The 17,383-nt window shown below is 62.1% G+C and carries 16 protein-coding genes; 13 read left to right on the plus strand and 3 right to left on the minus strand.

Annotation, left to right across the window (positions count from 1 at the left end):
* Positions 1–166: 166 nt before the first annotated feature.
* The 3 genes from modC to modA are packed head-to-tail and all read right to left on the minus strand — an operon-like array spanning position 167 to position 2,746.
* Positions 167–1,264, minus strand: coding sequence for a molybdenum ABC transporter ATP-binding protein (gene modC, locus AC1DWQ_RS18905; RefSeq protein ID WP_477670999.1), 1,098 nt, complete (start codon positions 1,262–1,264; stop codon positions 167–169).
* Positions 1,261–1,953: a molybdate ABC transporter permease subunit gene (gene modB, locus AC1DWQ_RS18910; RefSeq protein ID WP_477671000.1), complete on the minus strand. Its 693-nt coding sequence runs from the start codon at positions 1,951–1,953 to the stop codon at positions 1,261–1,263. The genes modC and modB overlap by 4 nt, the downstream gene beginning before the upstream one ends.
* Before the next feature lie 37 nt (positions 1,954–1,990).
* The gene (gene modA / locus AC1DWQ_RS18915; protein WP_477671001.1) at positions 1,991–2,746 is read right to left on the minus strand and encodes a molybdate ABC transporter substrate-binding protein; all 756 of its coding nucleotides are present in this window, start codon (positions 2,744–2,746) and stop codon (positions 1,991–1,993) included.
* Between the two features lie 127 nt (positions 2,747–2,873).
* Between modA and AC1DWQ_RS18920 the strand changes: the two genes are divergently transcribed.
* The 13 genes from AC1DWQ_RS18920 to AC1DWQ_RS18980 all read left to right on the plus strand — a co-directional run bounded on the left by AC1DWQ_RS18920 (position 2,874) and on the right by AC1DWQ_RS18980 (position 17,374).
* Entirely contained in the window at positions 2,874–3,665 is a 792-nt protein-coding gene (locus tag AC1DWQ_RS18920) for a TOBE domain-containing protein (RefSeq protein ID WP_477671002.1), read from the plus strand.
* Positions 3,666–3,944: 279 nt separating this feature from the next.
* Positions 3,945–4,508, plus strand: a complete 564-nt coding sequence (gene ahpC, locus AC1DWQ_RS18925) for an alkyl hydroperoxide reductase subunit C (protein ID WP_477671003.1) — start codon at positions 3,945–3,947, stop codon at positions 4,506–4,508.
* A 111-nt stretch (positions 4,509–4,619) separates the two neighbouring features.
* Positions 4,620–6,191: an alkyl hydroperoxide reductase subunit F gene (gene ahpF, locus AC1DWQ_RS18930; protein ID WP_477671004.1), complete on the plus strand. Its 1,572-nt coding sequence runs from the start codon at positions 4,620–4,622 to the stop codon at positions 6,189–6,191.
* Positions 6,192–6,486: 295 nt separating this feature from the next.
* Positions 6,487–8,592, plus strand: coding sequence for a TonB-dependent siderophore receptor (locus AC1DWQ_RS18935; protein WP_477671005.1), 2,106 nt, complete (start codon positions 6,487–6,489; stop codon positions 8,590–8,592).
* Positions 8,593–8,649: 57 nt separating this feature from the next.
* Positions 8,650–9,828: a PepSY-associated TM helix domain-containing protein gene (locus tag AC1DWQ_RS18940; RefSeq protein WP_477671223.1), complete on the plus strand. Its 1,179-nt coding sequence runs from the start codon at positions 8,650–8,652 to the stop codon at positions 9,826–9,828.
* On the plus strand, positions 9,825–10,034 hold the full coding sequence (locus AC1DWQ_RS18945; protein ID WP_477671006.1) for a hypothetical protein: 210 nt from the start codon (positions 9,825–9,827) through the stop codon (positions 10,032–10,034). Before AC1DWQ_RS18940 ends, AC1DWQ_RS18945 begins: the two co-directional genes overlap by 4 nt.
* Before the next feature lie 427 nt (positions 10,035–10,461).
* Positions 10,462–11,235: a ferredoxin--NADP reductase gene (locus AC1DWQ_RS18950; RefSeq protein WP_477671007.1), complete on the plus strand. Its 774-nt coding sequence runs from the start codon at positions 10,462–10,464 to the stop codon at positions 11,233–11,235.
* A gap of 140 nt (positions 11,236–11,375) precedes the next feature.
* A complete protein-coding gene (gene bfr, locus AC1DWQ_RS18955; RefSeq protein ID WP_457278807.1) occupies positions 11,376–11,852 on the plus strand; it encodes a bacterioferritin in 477 nt (158 codons plus the stop codon).
* Positions 11,853–12,185: 333 nt separating this feature from the next.
* Positions 12,186–14,492: a TonB-dependent receptor gene (locus AC1DWQ_RS18960; RefSeq protein ID WP_477671008.1), complete on the plus strand. Its 2,307-nt coding sequence runs from the start codon at positions 12,186–12,188 to the stop codon at positions 14,490–14,492.
* Positions 14,493–14,577: 85 nt separating this feature from the next.
* Complete coding sequence (locus AC1DWQ_RS18965) at positions 14,578–15,285, plus strand: Fe2+-dependent dioxygenase (protein WP_477671009.1); 708 nt, start codon at positions 14,578–14,580, stop codon at positions 15,283–15,285.
* A gap of 281 nt (positions 15,286–15,566) precedes the next feature.
* Entirely contained in the window at positions 15,567–15,812 is a 246-nt protein-coding gene (locus tag AC1DWQ_RS18970) for a (2Fe-2S)-binding protein (protein ID WP_457278810.1), read from the plus strand.
* Between the two features lie 132 nt (positions 15,813–15,944).
* Positions 15,945–16,628, plus strand: coding sequence for an energy transducer TonB (locus AC1DWQ_RS18975; RefSeq protein WP_477671010.1), 684 nt, complete (start codon positions 15,945–15,947; stop codon positions 16,626–16,628).
* A 29-nt stretch (positions 16,629–16,657) separates the two neighbouring features.
* Positions 16,658–17,374, plus strand: coding sequence for a MotA/TolQ/ExbB proton channel family protein (locus tag AC1DWQ_RS18980; RefSeq protein WP_477671011.1), 717 nt, complete (start codon positions 16,658–16,660; stop codon positions 17,372–17,374).
* Positions 17,375–17,383 lie beyond the last annotated feature (9 nt).

Genomic DNA, 17,383 nt, shown 5'->3' on the forward strand with positions numbered 1-17,383 from the left:
TGAGTTGCTACTGATTTGATAGCTGCTTGCGCCCGTCCCTATTGGCCAGAAAGCATTTTTTAGCGAAAAATAGAGCCTTGGGCCTGGCTAAAAATTTCGCATGAAATCAGCCGTTGACCCAATCCCGACATGCGCGAGCAGCTATCTTTTTTATAGCAACGCCAGGTCAGCCCAGCACCGCCACCCCCTTGACCTGCGCGTACACACGGCTGCCGGGCTGCAATTGCAAGGCTTCCGCCGACTTCTGGGTGAGCCGCGCCAGCAGTGTGCTGCCGCCGGCGTCCAGGCCGACCATCACCTGTCCCGGGCTGTCGGCGGAAAGGCCGGTGACGGTAACCGCAAAGATGTTCTGCACACTGGTGCCCTCCTGGCGCTCAAGCGTCAGGCTCACGTCACGCGCCTGGATGCGCACGCGCACGCGCTGGCCGACCTGCAGCGAAGGGTTGAGCAGGCTGATGCGTCCGCCGGGAAACTCGGCATGGCTCATGTGCCATTCGGGTTCAACGGCGCTGATCACGGCATCTATCACCGCGGCTGCGGCGTCGCCGTGCGCCAGCGGCAGGTCCAGCCGCGTCATCAGCTCGCGCGTCGGGCCTGAGGCCGTGACGCGGCCGGCGTCCAGCAGCACCAGGTGGTCGGCCAGCCGGGCGACCTCATCCGGCGCGTGGCTGACGTAGAGCACGGGCATGTCGAGTTCGTCATGCAGGCGCTCCAGGTAAGGCAGGATTTCGGCCTTGCGGGCGATGTCCAGCGAGGCCAGGGGCTCGTCCATCAACAAAAGCTGCGGACTGGTGGCCAGCGCCCGCGCGATGGCCACGCGCTGGCGCTCGCCGCCCGAAAGCGTGCCGGGCATGCGCCGCATCAGTTTTTGCAAGCCCAGCAATTCAATGGCGTGTTCCAGCGAGATGCGGCGCTGGGCAGCCGGCACGCGGCGCTGGCCGAAATCGAGGTTGCTGTGCACGTCCAGGTGGGCGAACAGACTTGCTTCCTGGAATACATAGCCCAGCGGCCGCTGATGCACCGGCAAGAAGACACCGGCCTTGTCGTCTTGCCAGACCTCGCCATTGACCGAGAGATGGCCGGTTGCTGCACGCTCCAGACCGGCAATGCTGCGCAGCAGGCTGGTTTTGCCCGACCCCGAAGGACCAAAGACGGCCGTGACGCCGCGCCCAGGCAAGTCCAGCGACACGTCGAGCGAGAAATCGGTGAAGACACGATGAAACGAGGCGGAGATGCCGCCTCCGAGAACGCTGGCCGGCCTCATGCGCCCTGCCCTTTGCGCCGGCCCGGCTGCAAGGCATTGAAGGTATAGAGCGCCAGCAGCACCAGAAAGGAAAACGCCAGCAGGCCGCCGGCCAGCCAGTGCGCCTGGCTGTATTCGAGCGCTTCCACATGGTCGTAGATCTGCACAGACATCACGCGTGTCTTGCCGGGAATGTTGCCCCCCATCATGAGCACAATGCCGAACTCGCCCACTGTGTGCGCAAAGCCCATGACGGTGGCGGTCAGGTAGGCGGGCCGGGCCAGCGGCAGCACCACGCTGAAAAAGGTATCCAGCGGCGAGGCTCGCAAGGTGGCAGCGGCTTCCAGCGGCCGTTCGCCAATTGCCTCAAAGGCGTTTTGCAGCGGCTGCACCACGAAAGGCATGGAATACAGCACCGATCCCACCACGAGCCCGGCAAAGGTAAACGGCAGCACGCCCCAACCCAGCGACTGCGTGAGCTGGCCCACCGGGCCGTTCGGCCCCATCAGTACCAGCAGATAAAAACCCAGCACCACTGGAGGCAAAACCAGCGGCAAGGCCACCAGCGCACCCACCGGCCCTTTGAGCCATGAACGCGTACGCGCCAGCCACCACGCCAGCGGCGTGCCGGCCAGCAGCAACACCACGGTGGTGGTGGCCGCCAGCCGAAAGGTCAGCACCAGTGCCTGAAGGCTTGCATCGTCGAGCATGATTCAGTGTCGCCTCTATGCCGCTTCTGTGCCGCGTTCAGGGCTCGTAGCCGAAGGAGCGGATCACCGCCCTGGCCTTCTCTGTTTTCAAAAAAGCCATCAGCTGCACCGCGGCCTTGCTGTCTTTGGCCTTGGCCAGCAGCACCGCATCCTGGCGAATCGGGCTGTGCAAGCTACCGGGAACAATCCACGCCGAGCCCGACCTGATCTTGCCGCCTTCGTAGACCTGCGAGAGCGCGATAAAACCCAGCTCCGCATTGCCGGTCGAGACAAAGCTGAAGGCCTGGCCGATGCTTTCGCCTTGCACCAGTTTGGGCTCCAGGGCGGCTTGCAGGCCCAGCTTATTCATGGTCTCGACGGCGGCAGCACCGTAGGGCGCGAGCTTGGGCGCAGCGATGGCGATCTTTTTGAAGTCGCCCTTTTTCAGGACCTCGCCCTGCGCATCAACCACGCCAGGCTGGGCCGACCAAAGCACCAGCTTGCCCGTGGCATAGGTAAAGCGGCTACCGTTCACGGCCGCGCCCTCCTTCTCCAGCTTTGCGGGAGTCTCGTCGTCGGCCGCGAGGAAGACCTCAAACGGCGCGCCATGGGTGATCTGCGCATAAAACTTGCCGGTGGCGCCAAAGGTCAGCACCGCTTTGTGGCCCGTATCTTTTTCAAAGTCCGCGGCGATCAGTTTCATGGGCGCGGTGAAATTGGCTGCCACAGCGACCTGGACTTCCTCCGCCAATGCAGCAGCCGATGCCAGCACGAGGCACAGAGCCGGCAGCCAGCGCAACGCAGTTTTGAACATGATGAAACTCTGGTGATGAAAGCTGGGGAGATGACAGGGACGAAGGCGAAGATGCGTTTTGAAAGAAAGTCACTCCTGTCGATTCGCTATTCTATTTTAGAATAGCGGTATCTGTCTCGAGGCTCCCATGAAAAAAGCCGCCAATTCCTCGCCCGCCGCATCCTCCTTCGCAAGCGCCTTCAGCCATGAACCGGCCGACAAGCGCATCGAGATCCTGCGCCTGGTCGGCGAAAGCGGCTCGATCTCGCAGGCAGCGCGGCAAGCCAAGGTCAGCTACAAGGCCGCCTGGCAAGCCATCGACACCTTGACCAACCTGGCCGGTGTGGCGCTGGTGGAGCGCGCTGTGGGCGGGTCGGGCGGCGGCGGCGCCACCCTGACGCCGGCGGGCCATAAGCTGCTGGCAGTGGCAGGTCTTTTGAACGACTCCCGCAGCAAGGTGCTGTCCGCCTTCAAGTCCGATGAACTGCTGCTGCCACGCGCGCTACCGGTACTGTCCAACATGAGCGTACGCACCAGCATGCGCAACCAGTTGCCCTGCCAGGTTGAGAAGATCGAGGTGCACGGCCAGATGGCGCGTGTGCACCTGAGGCTGGCTGGTGAGGCACTGCTGGTTTCGCGCATCACCAAAGCCAGCGCGGAACTGCTGGGCTTGCAGAAAGGGCAAACGGTACTGGCCCTGTGCAAGGCTACGGCGGTGGCCGTGCGTGAGCCGGCGGTTCCCGCACGACCAGAGGTTTGCGTATTGAGCGGCCGTGCGGTTCGGATCAGCCGCGGCGCCACGGGCGACGAAGTGTCGATGCAACTAGACGGAGGCCTGCAGCTGGTCGGCTTTGCGCCTGCCGGCAGCAGCCTCAAAGTTCGCTCCCCGGTACAGGCCCTAGTCGACGAATCAGCCCTCGTAATTGCCCTTTCGGCCTGATCGTCAGGCCGGCGCTTCAAAAAGGTATTGGCGCTGCAATGCCATACCGTCCTGCTGCTCTACCGCGTGAGCCGTCACACCCCACACGTTCCGGATGCACAAAGGCGTCAGCACGTCGGTCGTAGCGGCGAATAACAAGAATGGACAGTCAAAATCCGCCGCATCGCGCCTATTCGATAAATAGTTAATATCTATCGATATACTATATTTAAAAGAGTTATACTATCGTCTCAAAAGCATTTTTACCCGTTCTTTAACCCAGCATAGGAAGCCATCCAGATGTCCCTGATCAATACCCAAGTCCAGCCTTTCAAAACCCAAGCCTTCCTCAATGGCAAGTTCATCGACGTTTCAGACGAATCGCTGAAGGGCAAATGGTCGGTCCTGATCTTCATGCCGGCTGCGTTCACCTTCAACTGCCCTACCGAGGTCGAAGATGCTGCCGACAACTACGCCGAATTCCAGAAAGCCGGTGCTGAGGTCTACATCGTGACCACCGACACGCATTTCTCGCACAAGGTGTGGCACGAAACCTCCCCTGCTGTCGGCAAGGCCAGGTTCCCGCTGGTGGGCGACCCGACCCACACGCTGACCAAAGCCTTTGACGTGTTCATCCCTGAAGAAGGCCTGGCGCTGCGCGGCACCTTTGTGATCAACCCCGAAGGCGTCATCAAGACTGCTGAAGTGCACTCCAACGAGATCGCACGTGACGTCAAGGAAACCCTGCGCAAGCTGAAGGCAGCCCAGTACACCGCCGCTCACCCCGGCCAGGTCTGCCCTGCCAAGTGGAACGAAGGCGCCAAGACGATCGCCCCGTCCATCGACCTCGTCGGCAAGATCTAAGAACAGGTCTAACGCCCTGCAGCCTTCCTGACGAAGGCCCGGGCCCCGGCACACGCGTGTGTGCCGTCCCGGGCTTTTTTGTTCCTCATTGAAATTGAAAGTGACACTGCCATGCTCGACGACGCCACCAAAGCCCAACTGAAAAGCTATCTCGAACGCGCCACTGCGCCCATCGAAATCGTCGCTTCGCTCGACGGCAGCGAGGCTTCGGGTGAAGTACTGTCGCTGCTGAAAGATGTGGCCGAGTCTTCGCCCCTGGTCAAACTGACCGAAAGCCGCGACGACCCGCACCGCAAGCCCTCGTTTTCGATCAACCGCCCCGGTGAAAACCACGGCCCGCGTTTTGCCGGCCTGCCCATGGGTCATGAATTCACCTCGCTGATCCTGGCGCTGCTGCAGATTGGCGGCTACCCGCCCAAAGTAGAGCAACCCGTGCTCGAGCAGGTCCGCGCGCTCGACGGCGATTTCGACTTCGAGGTCTATGTCTCGCTGACCTGCCACAACTGCCCCGACGTGGTCCAGGCGCTGAACCTGATGACGGTGCAGAACCCCCGCATCAAGACCACGATGATCGAAGGCGGCACCTTCCAGGACGAAGTGAAAGAGCGCGAGATCATGGGCGTGCCCACGGTCTTCCTCAACGGAACCATGTTCGGAAACGGCCGCATGAGCCTGGAGGAAATCCTGGCCAAGATCGACACCAGCGGCGTCGAACGTGAAGCCAAGATCATCGACAAAAAGGAAGCCTTCGACGTGCTGATCGTCGGCGGCGGCCCGGCCGGCGCGGCAGCGGCCGTGTATGCCGCGCGCAAGGGCATCCGCACCGGTGTGGCGTCCGAGCGTTTCGGCGGCCAGGTACTGGACACCCTGGGCATCGAGAATTTCATCTCCATCAAGGAAACCGAAGGCCCCAAATTTGCCCACGCGCTGGAAGAGCACGTGCGCAACTACGACGTGGACATCATGAACCTGCAGCGCGCCAAGGCGCTGGTACCGAACAGCGGGCCGGACAAAAACCTGATCGAAGTGCAGCTCGAAAGCGGCGCCTCGCTCAGGAGCAAGTCCATCGTGATCTCGACCGGTGCACGCTGGCGCAACATCAATGTTCCCGGCGAGCATGAGTTCAAGAACAAGGGCGTGGCCTACTGCCCGCACTGCGACGGCCCGCTCTTCAAGGGCAAGCGCGTGGCGGTGATCGGCGGCGGCAACTCGGGCGTCGAGGCGGCGATTGACCTGGCCGGCATCGTTGGCCACGTGACGCTGATCGAGTTCGACACTGCGCTGCGCGCCGACGCCGTGCTGCAGCGCAAGCTGAACAGCCTGCAGAACGTGACGGTGTTCACCAACGCGCAAACGACCGAAATCACCGGCGACCAGAAGGTCAATGGCCTGGTCTACAAAGACCGCGCCAGCGGCGAGCTGAAAACCGTTGAGCTTGAAGGTGTGTTCATCCAGATCGGCCTGGTGCCCAACACCGACTGGCTCAAGGGCGTGGTGGACCTGTCCAAACACGGCGAGATCATCGTCGACGCCAAGGGCCAGACCTCTGTGCCGGGCGTGTTCGCGGCGGGTGACGTGACGACCGTGCCCTTCAAGCAGATCATCATCGCGGCCGGTGAAGGCGCGAAGGCGGCGCTCAGTGCGTTTGACTACCTGATCCGCAGCCCCATCACTGTGCAGTGATGCAGTGATGGGATACCCGAAAAGGCCGTCCTCTCCGGGCGGCCTTTTTTTGCGCGGTTTTTCACCGGAATTCCCCTGGGGCTTGCAGGGACCAAGATGAGAATTACTCTCATCTAGTGGTATAGTTCGCAGCGCCCTACTCGCTAGCCAAACAACCCGGCAGCCTTCTCGTGCTGCCAGGCGTAGCAAGCCAACAACCCGCCCACAGGCCCCCTGAAATTTCGTCACCTATCGTGGCGTCAGGGGCTGCTGTGCGCACGCCAGTTCCCTGGCGATCCTCCCCAGGAGTTTTGACTTGCTCACCTCGCATCCGCCGCACGCCGCGCGCCACCTTGCACCGTTCGCCATCCTTTCTCTGATCGCCGCGCTTCAAGGCGCATATGCCCAGACAGCGGCCGAGACAACCCTTCGCGAAGTGCAGGTGCGCTCCGACCAGGAGAAAGAGACCGCCACCGGCCCGGTGATCGGCTACCGCGCCAAAAGGGCTTCTACCGCGACCAAGACCGACACGCTGCTGTCCGAAACGCCGCAGGCCGTGACCGTCATCACCAGCCAGCAGATTACCGACCAGGGTGCCAACAACCTGCAGGACGCCCTGGGCTACGCCGCCGGCGTGCGCTCCGATGCCTATGGACTGGATTCACGAACCGACTCGGTGCGTGTGCGCGGCGCCAGCCCGGACAACTACCTGGACGGCCTGCGTGAAGCCTACGGCTACTACACCAGCCGCACACGCGCAGACCCTTACACCCTGGAGCGCCTGGAGGTACTGCGCGGCCCGTCGGGCATGCTGTTCGGCGCGGGCACGGCGGCCGGCGTCATCAACATGGTCAGCAAAAGGCCGCAAACCGAAACCCAGCGCGAAGTGGGCGTGCAGTTCGGCAGCAACGGCCGCAAGCAGCTCCAGCTTGACCTGACCGGCCCGCTGACGGAAGATGGTGAATGGCTGTACCGGCTGGTCGCACTCAAACGCAGCTCCAACACGCAGGTTGACTTCGTACCCGACGACCGCAGCCTGATCGCGCCGTCGCTCACCTGGCGGCCCAATGCTGCCACCTCGCTCACGTTGCAGGCACTGTGGCAAAAAGACAAGAGCGGCTCAACCTCGCAGTTCTTTCCCTGGGAAGGCACGCTGCTGCCCAACCCGAACGGCCAGTTGCCGACCAACCGCTTCATCGGTGAACCGGGCGACTACTACGACTCCGAGCGCAAATCCATCGGCTGGCTGTTTGAGCACAAGTTCAACGACACCTGGACGGTGCGCCAGAACTTTCGCCACGCCACCAACGAGAACGACAACCGCTACCACTACGGCGACTTCTTCACCAGCCCCGGCAGTTGGGGGTCTGACCCGGTGACCAAGCGGCGCTTGGGCCGCATCAACGACAGCTCGCTCACACGCAACCGCATCACCGCGCTGGACAACCACGCCGAGGGCCATTTCACCACCGGCGCGCTCAAGCACACGCTGCTGGTGGGCGCGGACTTTGCGCGCCACAGCGAGAACACCTGGGCGGGCGCCACGGTCAGTGATATCGACGCCTACGCGCCCATCTACGGCAACCTGCTCATCCCCGTACGCGCGGCCCTGCCGGGCACCACGCAACGGCAAACAGGCCTGTATCTGCAGGACCAGATGAAGCTGGACAACTGGATCGTGACGACGGGCCTTCGCCATGACAAGTCCGTGTCGGGCGCCGAAGGCCGCCCTGATGAAGAAACCTCGGCCACCACCAGGCGCCTGGGCCTGATGTATGCCCACCCCTCGGGCTGGTCGCCCTATGTGAGCTACAGCGAATCCTTCACCCCGCAGGCCGCCATCAAGGGTCAACTCTTCACGCCGCTGCGCGGTGAGCAATGGGAACTGGGCCTGAAATACGAGCCGGCGGGCCGCGCACTGGCTTATAGTGCCGCGCTCTACGACCTGCGCGAGAAAAACCAGATTGCCTCGCCGCTGCCCAATGTCTACACCCAGGTTGGCGCCACGCGCACCAAAGGGCTGGAGCTGGAAGTCAAGGGCTCCGTCACGTCCAATCTGGAGCTGGTCGCGCACTACAACTACACCGAGCTGGACAAGCAGCTCGAAGGCTTGCCCCAGCACCAGGCCAGCGCCTGGGCCAGGTACCGCTTCTCCATCGCCGGCATGAATGGCTTTTCGGCGGGCGCCGGTGTGCGCTGGATGGGCGCTTTCCGGGACCAGCAAGGCGGCGGCAGCGGCCCCGAAATCCCCGCAGCCGCGCTGCTGGATTTGATGTTCGCCTACGACACCGCGAACTGGCGCTACGCCGTCAACATCAACAACGCGACCGACAAGACCTACTTCAGCACCTGCCTGGCCCGCGGCGACTGCTGGTATGGCGCGCGGCGCACGGTGGTGGCCAGCGCTACCTACCGCTTCTAGACGACAAGAAGGAGAGCCACGATGACCACGACCAGCCCCACGGGCAAGAAGACGGCGATGGACAGCCGGCGCATCAAGACCTGGACCTGGGTGCACAAATGGAGCAGCCTGGTTTGCACGGTCTTCATGCTGCTGCTGTGCCTGACCGGGCTGCCGCTGATCTTTCACCACGAAATCGGCCACCTGCTGGGCACTGAAGTTGAAGCGCCCGATTTGCCGAAGGGCACGCCGCGCGCCAGCCTGGACAAGGTCATGGAAGTGGCGCAGGCACTGCACCCGGGCAAGGTGCCGATGTTCGCCTCACACGAGATCGACGACGACCGCTTCTGGTACGTCACGCTGGGCGACACGCCACTGTCCGAGGTGGGTAACAAGACCGTCGCTGTCGATGCACGCACCGCAGCTGTGCTGGCCCAGCCCAGGTTCGACGAAGGCTTTATGTACGTGATGCTCAAGCTGCACGTTGACCTCTTTGCCGGACTCGCGGGCAAGCTCTTTCTGGGCTTTATGGGGCTCTTGCTGCTGGTGGCGATTGTCTCGGGTGTGGTGCTGTATGCGCCCTTCATGCGCAAGCTGGACTTCGGCACGGTGCGGCAAACCCGCCCACGCGCCCGCTGGCTGGACCTGCACAACCTGCTGGGCATCGTGACGCTGGTGTGGGCCTTCACCGTGGGCGCCACGGGCATGATCAACACCTGGGCCGACCTGTTGATCAAGTACTGGCAGTACGACCAGTTGAGTTCGCTGCTGGCGCCTTACCAAGGGCAAAAACCGCCGGCACGCCTGGCCTCGGTGCAGCAGGCAGCTTCATCAGCGACCGCGCTGGCGCCTGAAATGAAGATGGCCTTTATCGCTTTTCCGGGTACGTCGTTTTCAAGCCCGCACCACTACACGGTGTTCCTGCGCGGCAATGAGCCCTTCAACTCGCGGCTGCTCAAGCCCGTGCTGGTGGACGCAGGCACCAACAAACTCACAGCCAGCCCGCCGCTTCCCTGGTACCTGACCGCGCTGCTCGTATCGCAGCCGCTGCACTTCGGCGACTACGGCGGCATGCCGATGCAAATCCTCTGGGCCCTGCTGGACATCGCGACCATCATCGTGCTGGGCAGCGGCCTTTACCTGTGGCTTGGACGGCGCAATCCGGCCAAAGCCGCGAAGCCGGAAAAAACAGCACCGGCAGGGCAAGCACCAGCGCCGCATGCCGCACGCCATGAAACGACTGGCGGTGCCGCGTGAGCGCAAAGGCCGATCCCGCGAAGGGCTCCGCTTTCTGGCGCCTGTGGCGCTGGCCCCTCGTGCTGGGCATGCTCAGCACCACCGGCCTGCTGACCGCGCTGGTGTCTGACGGCTGGGGCGACTGGTGGTGCTGGCTGGGGTTGGGCGTGCCCGTGGCTGTGATGGCCTGGTTCTCGTGGGTGCCCGGAGGGCCGCGCAAACGCTGAATGGGCGGGTGATTGGTTTTTTTGTTCTGGCGCGATATGTACAGTTAATCTGGCAGCACTTTGAAGCGAAGCACAAGAACACCAAAATTTCATGCTAAAAGTGCCAGAAACCCTTATAAAACGGGCGCAAGCAGCTCCTGATTTAATAGCAACCCAAAAGAACCCTCACTGGCCACGCTTGCCCAGGTGTGGCTGCCTGGCGCTTGAGTTCTGTCGCCGCTCGAAGTGCGATGGTGGTGTGCCTGACCTTGGCGCCGGTGTGGCGTCTATAGCCATCACCGGCGGCGGGCGCGCCCAGGCTATAAAATTCAGCCTTGCTCACGCACGATCTGAGGGCGCGACCTGAAGGGATGCGTAGTGAGTCCCTTGCATCACCCAAAGCCCTTTCTCGTCGCCCATTTCTTTCCTCTTCTCTTCTTTTTCTCTCATGAGCGCCTTCAACACAGAACGCATTATTTCCGTCCACCACTGGACCGACTCACTATTTAGCTTCACCGCCACGCGCGATTCGGGCTTTCGCTTCGTCAACGGCCAGTTCACCATGATCGGCCTGCCCGTGGACGGCAAACCGCTGCTGCGCGCCTACAGCGTGGCCAGCGCCAACCATGAAGATCAGCTGGAGTTTTTCAGCATCAAGGTGCCGGACGGCCCGCTGACTTCGCGGCTGCAGCACTTGAAGCCGGGCGACGACATTCTGGTCGGCCGCAAGCCCACCGGCACGCTGTTGTTGCAAAACCTGCTGCCCGGCGGCACGCTGTGGCTGTTGGCCACCGGCACCGGTCTGGCGCCCTTTCTCTCTCTGATCAAGGATCCCGACACTTACGAGCGGTTTGAGCGCGTGGTGGTGGTGCACGGTTGCCGTACCAGCGCCGAGCTGGCCTACCGTGAGCTGATCGAGCACGAGCTGCACGAGCATGAGTTCCTCGGCGAGCTGGTGCGCGGACGCCTGATGTATTACCCCACCGTGACGCGCGAGCGCTTTCGCAACGAAGGCCGCATCACCGAGCTCATGCAGTCGGGCAAGCTGTACAGCGACCTGGGCTTGCCCGCGATCTCTATCGGGAACGACCGCCTGATGCTGTGCGGCAGCCCCGACATGCTGCGCGACATCAAGGCCATGCTGGAAGAGCGCGGCTTTGAGGAAGGCAACATGCAGCGAGCCGGCCACTTCGTGGTGGAACGCGCATTTGCCGAGCGCTGACTGACAACGGGAAACGTTTGCAATGCGAACGTTTCTCACAATCAAACGCAACCAGACCGCCCGCGCAGGGGAATGCTTGAGTTACGGCGTGCGGCCAGTGACAATGGGCGATCCGCACTACACAACGATAAGGAATTCCCATGAAAGGCGACGCAAAAGTCATCGCTCACCTGCAGGCGCAGCTGAAGAACGAGCTGACGGCCATCAACCAGTACTTTTTGCACTACCGCATGTACAAGCACTGGGGCCTGGACAAGCTGGCCAAGAAGGAATACGAAGAGTCCATCGGCGAAATGAAGCACGCCGACAAGTTGATGGACCGCATCTTCATGCTCGATGGCCTGCCCAACCTGCAGGACCTGGGCAAGCTGATGATCGGCGAGGATGTTCCAGAAGCCCTGAACTGCGACCTGAAAGCCGAAACCGGTGCACAGGCCACGATCAAGGATGGCATTGCCCACTGCGAAAGCGTACGCGACTATGTCTCGCGCGACCTGCTGCAGGAGATCCTCGATGACACCGAAGAGCACATCGACTTCCTGGAAACACAGATTGAACTGCTTGGCAAGGTTGGCCTGCAAAACTACCTGCAAAGCCAGATGGGCGAGCTGAGCTGAATGTGGTCTTGAAATAGCCCGGTGACATACCTGGCACAAAACAGACGGGGCACAGGCCCCGTTTTTTTGTTTGCGCCAACGCTGACCGCTCCTGGTTTTCAAAGCCCTTTTTGTCGCCCCCTAAATTTGGCCTTTTTGCCACACAACCACCGTTTTCGTCCCTATTCCCGCAACATTCAGACACATCAGATTACGAATCATTATCATTTGATATACACTTCGAGCGAACTTTACGAGCCAGCCAACTCGCGCCCCTGGGCATTCCGAGCCAGCCAAGCTTTTTCCTGAACCCGGTCCACCGCCTGCAAGGCAGGACCCTGCTTGGAGGCCATCTTGGCATACCCTTCCGCTCGCGCCGCACGCCCTGCGCGCAACAAAAAAAACCGCACCATGGGCGCCGACAACTTCACGCCGTTTGCCGGCCCGGTTGCCAATCCTGCCGCATCTTCCGACAAAACACTGCTCCCGCTTGGCGCGCTCATGCTGGCTGTTTCGGTGTCGGGCTGGGCCCAGAGCATCACCCCGACGCCCAGCACCGGCACCACGACCGCTACGTCGTCCACCTCTGCAACACCTGTTGAAGGCAGAAGCCTGGCCCCCGTCACGGTGACAGGCACACGCGATCGCGCCAGCCAGACCTACCAGAGCGGCATTACCAGTGTCGGCAAGATGCCCGTGCCGGCCAAGGACGTTCCCCAGTCGCTGACGGTCGTCAACGAAAAGCTGATGCATGACCAGGGCAAGGACAGCTTCAAGAGCGCACTCGAAAACGTCGTCGGCATCACCTTTGAAGCCGGCGAAGGCGGCCGGGTCGGCGACAACATCCGCATTCGCGGCTTCAGCGCGGCGGGCGACATCTACACCGACGGCATGCGCGACATTGCGCAGTACAACCGCGACAACTTCAACACCGAGCGCGTGGAAGTGCTTCGCGGCGCGGCCTCCATGCTGTTTGGCCGCGGTTCCACCGGCGGCGTGATCAACCAGGTCAGCAAGCAAGCCCGCCTGATCACCGAGCACGAAGTGAACGCCACCGTCGGCACCAAAGGCTATCAGCGCTACCAGGGCGACTTCAATTTCAAACTCGACGACGACGCAGCTTTGCGCATCAACGCCATGGCCACCGATGGCGATGGCCGCGGCGAAAATGCCAGCGCCTCCACCCATCGCCGCGGCCTGGCCCTGGACTACCGCTTCGGCATCGGCACAGCGAACGAATTTGAAATCAGCTACTACCACCTGCACTACAACGACAAGCCCGACTGGGGCTTTGCGTGGTTTAACAGCCGCCCTGCACCAGGCACCGACAAATATTGGTATGGCCTCAACACCGACTTCCAGAACGACAAGGCCGACGCTGTCACACTGAGCCATACCCACCGATGGACCGACGGCAGCAGCCTGAAAACCACGGTGCGCGACGGCTACTACTCACGCACGCTTCGCGCCACGCAGGCCAGCTTTGCCGCCGGCACAACCCTGGCCAACCTGAACGCCAACACGGTGGTGAGCCGCGGCGCCACCAGCGCCGGCAATGCCAAGGCGGGCAACGAACACCACACATTCCTGCAAACCGACTACCTCACGACCACTCAGTGGTTTGGCCGCAAGAACAGCCTGCTGATCGGCGCCGAGTACGCCGTGGAAAATTCTGACCGCCTCAGCTACCCCCTCCTGACGGGGGCCAAGCCGACCACCACTGTGGGCAATCCCATCAGCACCGGCATCGGGGGCAATTACACGCAGAGGCTGGAAACGGCATTCAAGGCCACTACGCTGGGCCTGTACATGCAGGACACGATTGACCTCACGCAGTACTGGAAACTGGTTGCCGGCCTGCGCGTGGACAACTTCAAGGCCGACTACCAACGGCCCACCGGCATACCACCCAACAACGGGACGCTCGCCAGATCCGACAGCCTGCTGAGCAAACGGCTGGGCGTGATATATCAGCCGACCGATGAGGTCAGCTACTACGCCGCCTATGGCACGTCGTTCAATACCTCCGGCGACCTGTATCAGTTCGACCCGAACTCTGCCAACACGCCGCCCGAGAGCAGCCGCAACATGGAAATTGGCGCCAAGTGGGAGCTCTACGGCGGTGACCTGTCACTGCGCGCAGCCCTGGCCCGCACAGAGAAGTACAACGAGCGCAACACCGACATCGACACGAGCACCAACTCTTACCTGTTGTCCGGCAAGCGGCACACCGATGCGCTGGAATTTGAGGTCGCCGGCCGCATCACGCCCCAGTGGGATGTCTTTGCAGGCATCGGTTTCCTGACGGCGAGAATCGACAAGACCGGCGCCACCGCCGAGATCGGACAAAACCCGGGGCTGAGCCCAAGCCGCCAGGCCAACCTGTTCACCACCTACCGCATCGGCGACAAGTGGCGTATCGGCGGCGGCTTCACCGCCGTCAGCACCAACAAGCCGGCCAATGCCGTCACGGCCACCAACCGGGTGCCGGGCTACGTGAAGGCCGACGCGCTGGTGGAATACCGCATCAATGAAAAAAACACCGTCAAGCTGAACATCGACAACCTGTTTGACAAGGTGTACTACAACACGTTGTACCGCGGCTTTGTGGCGCCCGGCGACGCACGCAGCGTGCGCGTAACGCTCACCAGCAAGTTCTGATTCAAAAGAACGTTTTCAAGGTTGGGCACCTGGGGGATACTCCGGGTGCCCATTTTTTTTCAGTCGCCTTTCGGGAAGCCCCACCATGCTGCTTCGCATTCAACAAGCCCTCAAGCCGGACGAACTCGCGCAGGTCCGCCAGCTGATCCTGGGCGCCGATTGGGCCGACGGCCGCATCACCGCCGGCAGCCAGAGCGGCACCGTCAAGAACAACCTGCAGCTGCCAGAAGAGCTGCCCGCCGCCCAGCAGGCGCGCCACATCGTGTCGGTGGCGCTGGCCCGTAATCCGATGTTCGTGACCGGGGCGCTGCCCAAATCGGTCTATCCGCCCCTCTTTAACCGCTACGGCGGCGACGCCAACAACTTCGGCAACCACATTGACAACGCGGTACGCACGCATGCCGCCACAGCACGGCACGTGCGCACCGATATTTCCTGCACACTGTTCCTGAGCGATCCGGCCAGCTATGACGGCGGCGAACTGGTCGTGCAAGACACCTACGGCGAGCAACGCATCAAGTTCGAGGCGGGCGACCTGGTCATGTACCCGGGCACATCGGTGCACCGCGTGGAGCCTGTCACGCGCGGTGAACGGCTGGCCTGCTTCTTCTGGATCGAAAGCATGGTGCGTTCCGATGCCCAGCGCCGGCTTTTGTATGAAATGGATATGGCCATTACCTCGCTGCGCCAAAAGGACCTGGAACGCTCAACCCCAGGTGCGGCCGAAGGTGCCGAGGTGGTACGGCTTACAGGCTGCTATCACAACCTGCTGCGGATGTGGGCTGAGGTTTAGGCGGTTGGAGCGCGTTTGTCCTGCATCGTGAAGGGTTTTAGCAACCCATCACCCCGATGGTGCCTCGCTCACCCCCAGAAACAGCCTTTTCGCTATCTAATTCATAGCTGCTTGCGCCCGCCCAGAAAGGCTTACTGCTGAATTTGGCTTCGAAAACAAGGCCAAAAATCCTCTGCAAATAGCTCGCACTTCCTGAAATCCGCATCTCATGATTGCAAATGCGATAGATTCGCATTTATAATCAACGCACCGATTGAATCAATCACCAGCCAAGCCCATCCATGATCGTTTGCGTCTGCCGCCGAATCTCCGACCGCGAAATTGCCCGCCATGCCCGAGCAGGCTTGGGCTTTGACGAGATCCAGTTCGAACTCGGCGTGGCCACCCAGTGCGGCCAGTGTGAAGGCTGCGCCCGCGACGTGGTGGCGCAGTGCAGCGCCAGCTGCCCGACGGCCAACATCAAGCTCGCCGCCCACACGCTGGAAGGCAGCCCATGGAACACCTTGCAACCTTCTCCCCAATACTGATTTCGGCCCTTCCTGTCAGCCTTGTGCTGGTGATAGGTTCCGCGTGGTGGATCTTCCGCCGCTAGTTTCCTGGTTGCCCTTTTGACCGAAACCGCGCCTCATGTGGCCATTCGCCCACCTATCTCCCTCTCGATGAACGCCACTTTCTCCACCGCACCACGCCCCGCCCCGCCGCGCCAGCCCCTCAGCCGCAATGCTGTTATCGCGCTCGTGGTAGTGGGCCTGCACGTGGGGTTCATCTGGGCGCTGCAAAGCGGCTTGTTGATGCGCGCCGCCGAAATCGTGATTCCTGCAGAAATCCTCACGCAATTCGTGGACCCGCCCGCCCCCAAGGTGGAGCCCGTCCCCCCTACCCCACCCACGCCGACCGTGCAGAAAAAAGCGGTTGCCAAGGCACCCGACAAACCCGCGCCCCAGCCGCTGGCCATCCCGGATCCGACACCTTCGCCCAATGCCCCGACAGGCGTTGTCACGCCGCCGCTGCCGCCCGCACCTGTGGCCGTGGCACCCGTTACGCCGCCCGCGCCACCGGCAGTACAGCTGCCGTCGAGCGATGCCGACTACCTGCAAAACCCCAAGCCCGCCTATCCGCCCATCAGCCGGCGCCTTGGCGAGCAGGGCAAAGTGATCGTGCGTGTGCTGATCGGCGCAGACGGCCAGGCGAAGAAAACCGAAATCCGCCAGTCAAGCGGTTTTGACCGGCTTGACCAGGCAGCGGTCACCACCGTCATGCGCTGGCGCTACGTGCCCGGCAAGCGTGGCGGCGTGGCCGAAGAGATGTGGTTCAACGTACCCATCAACTTCGTCCTGGAGTAATCTTTTTGAAACCCGTGGAGTATTGATTCATGAATTCCCAATTCGGCCTTGCCAACGTCTGGAGCCAGGGCGATATCGTTACCAAATCGGTGGCCGTGCTGCTACTGGTCATGTCGCTCGCGTCATGGATGGTCATCATCATCAAAACGCTGGACCTCATCAAGTACAAAAAGATCGCCCGCGCCTCTGAAGATTTCTGGCACAGCGAAGACTTTGCCGCAGGCCTGACCAAGCTGGGCGCCGACCCCACCAACCCGTTCCGCCAGCTCGCCCTGGAAGGCCGCGAAGCCACGCTGCACCATCGCAACACCAAGGCGCACCTGCACGACGCCCTGGACGTGAGCGACTGGGTCACGCGTACGCTGCGCAATGCCATCGACGAATTCACCGGCAAGCTGCAGTCCGGCCTGGCCATCCTGGCCTCGGTCGGCTCCACCGCCCCCTTCGTCGGCCTCTTCGGCACCGTGTGGGGCATCTACCATGCGCTGCTGTCCATCGGCGCGGCCGGCCAGGCAACCATCGACAAAGTGGCCGGCCCGATCGGCGAGTCGCTGATCATGACGGCGCTGGGCCTGGCAGTCGCCATCCCCGCCGTGCTTGGCTACAACGCACTGGTGCGTGGCAACAAGGGCGTGCTGCAAAAGCTCAGCCGCTTTGCGCATGACCTGCACGCCTACTTCGTGACCGGCGCCCGCGTGAGCGCCGGCGGCCAACAGGCCAATGTTGTGCCAATGAAAAAAGCCTGAAAGCCAACC

This window comes from Polaromonas sp. P2_G11 (genome assembly GCF_056403595.1).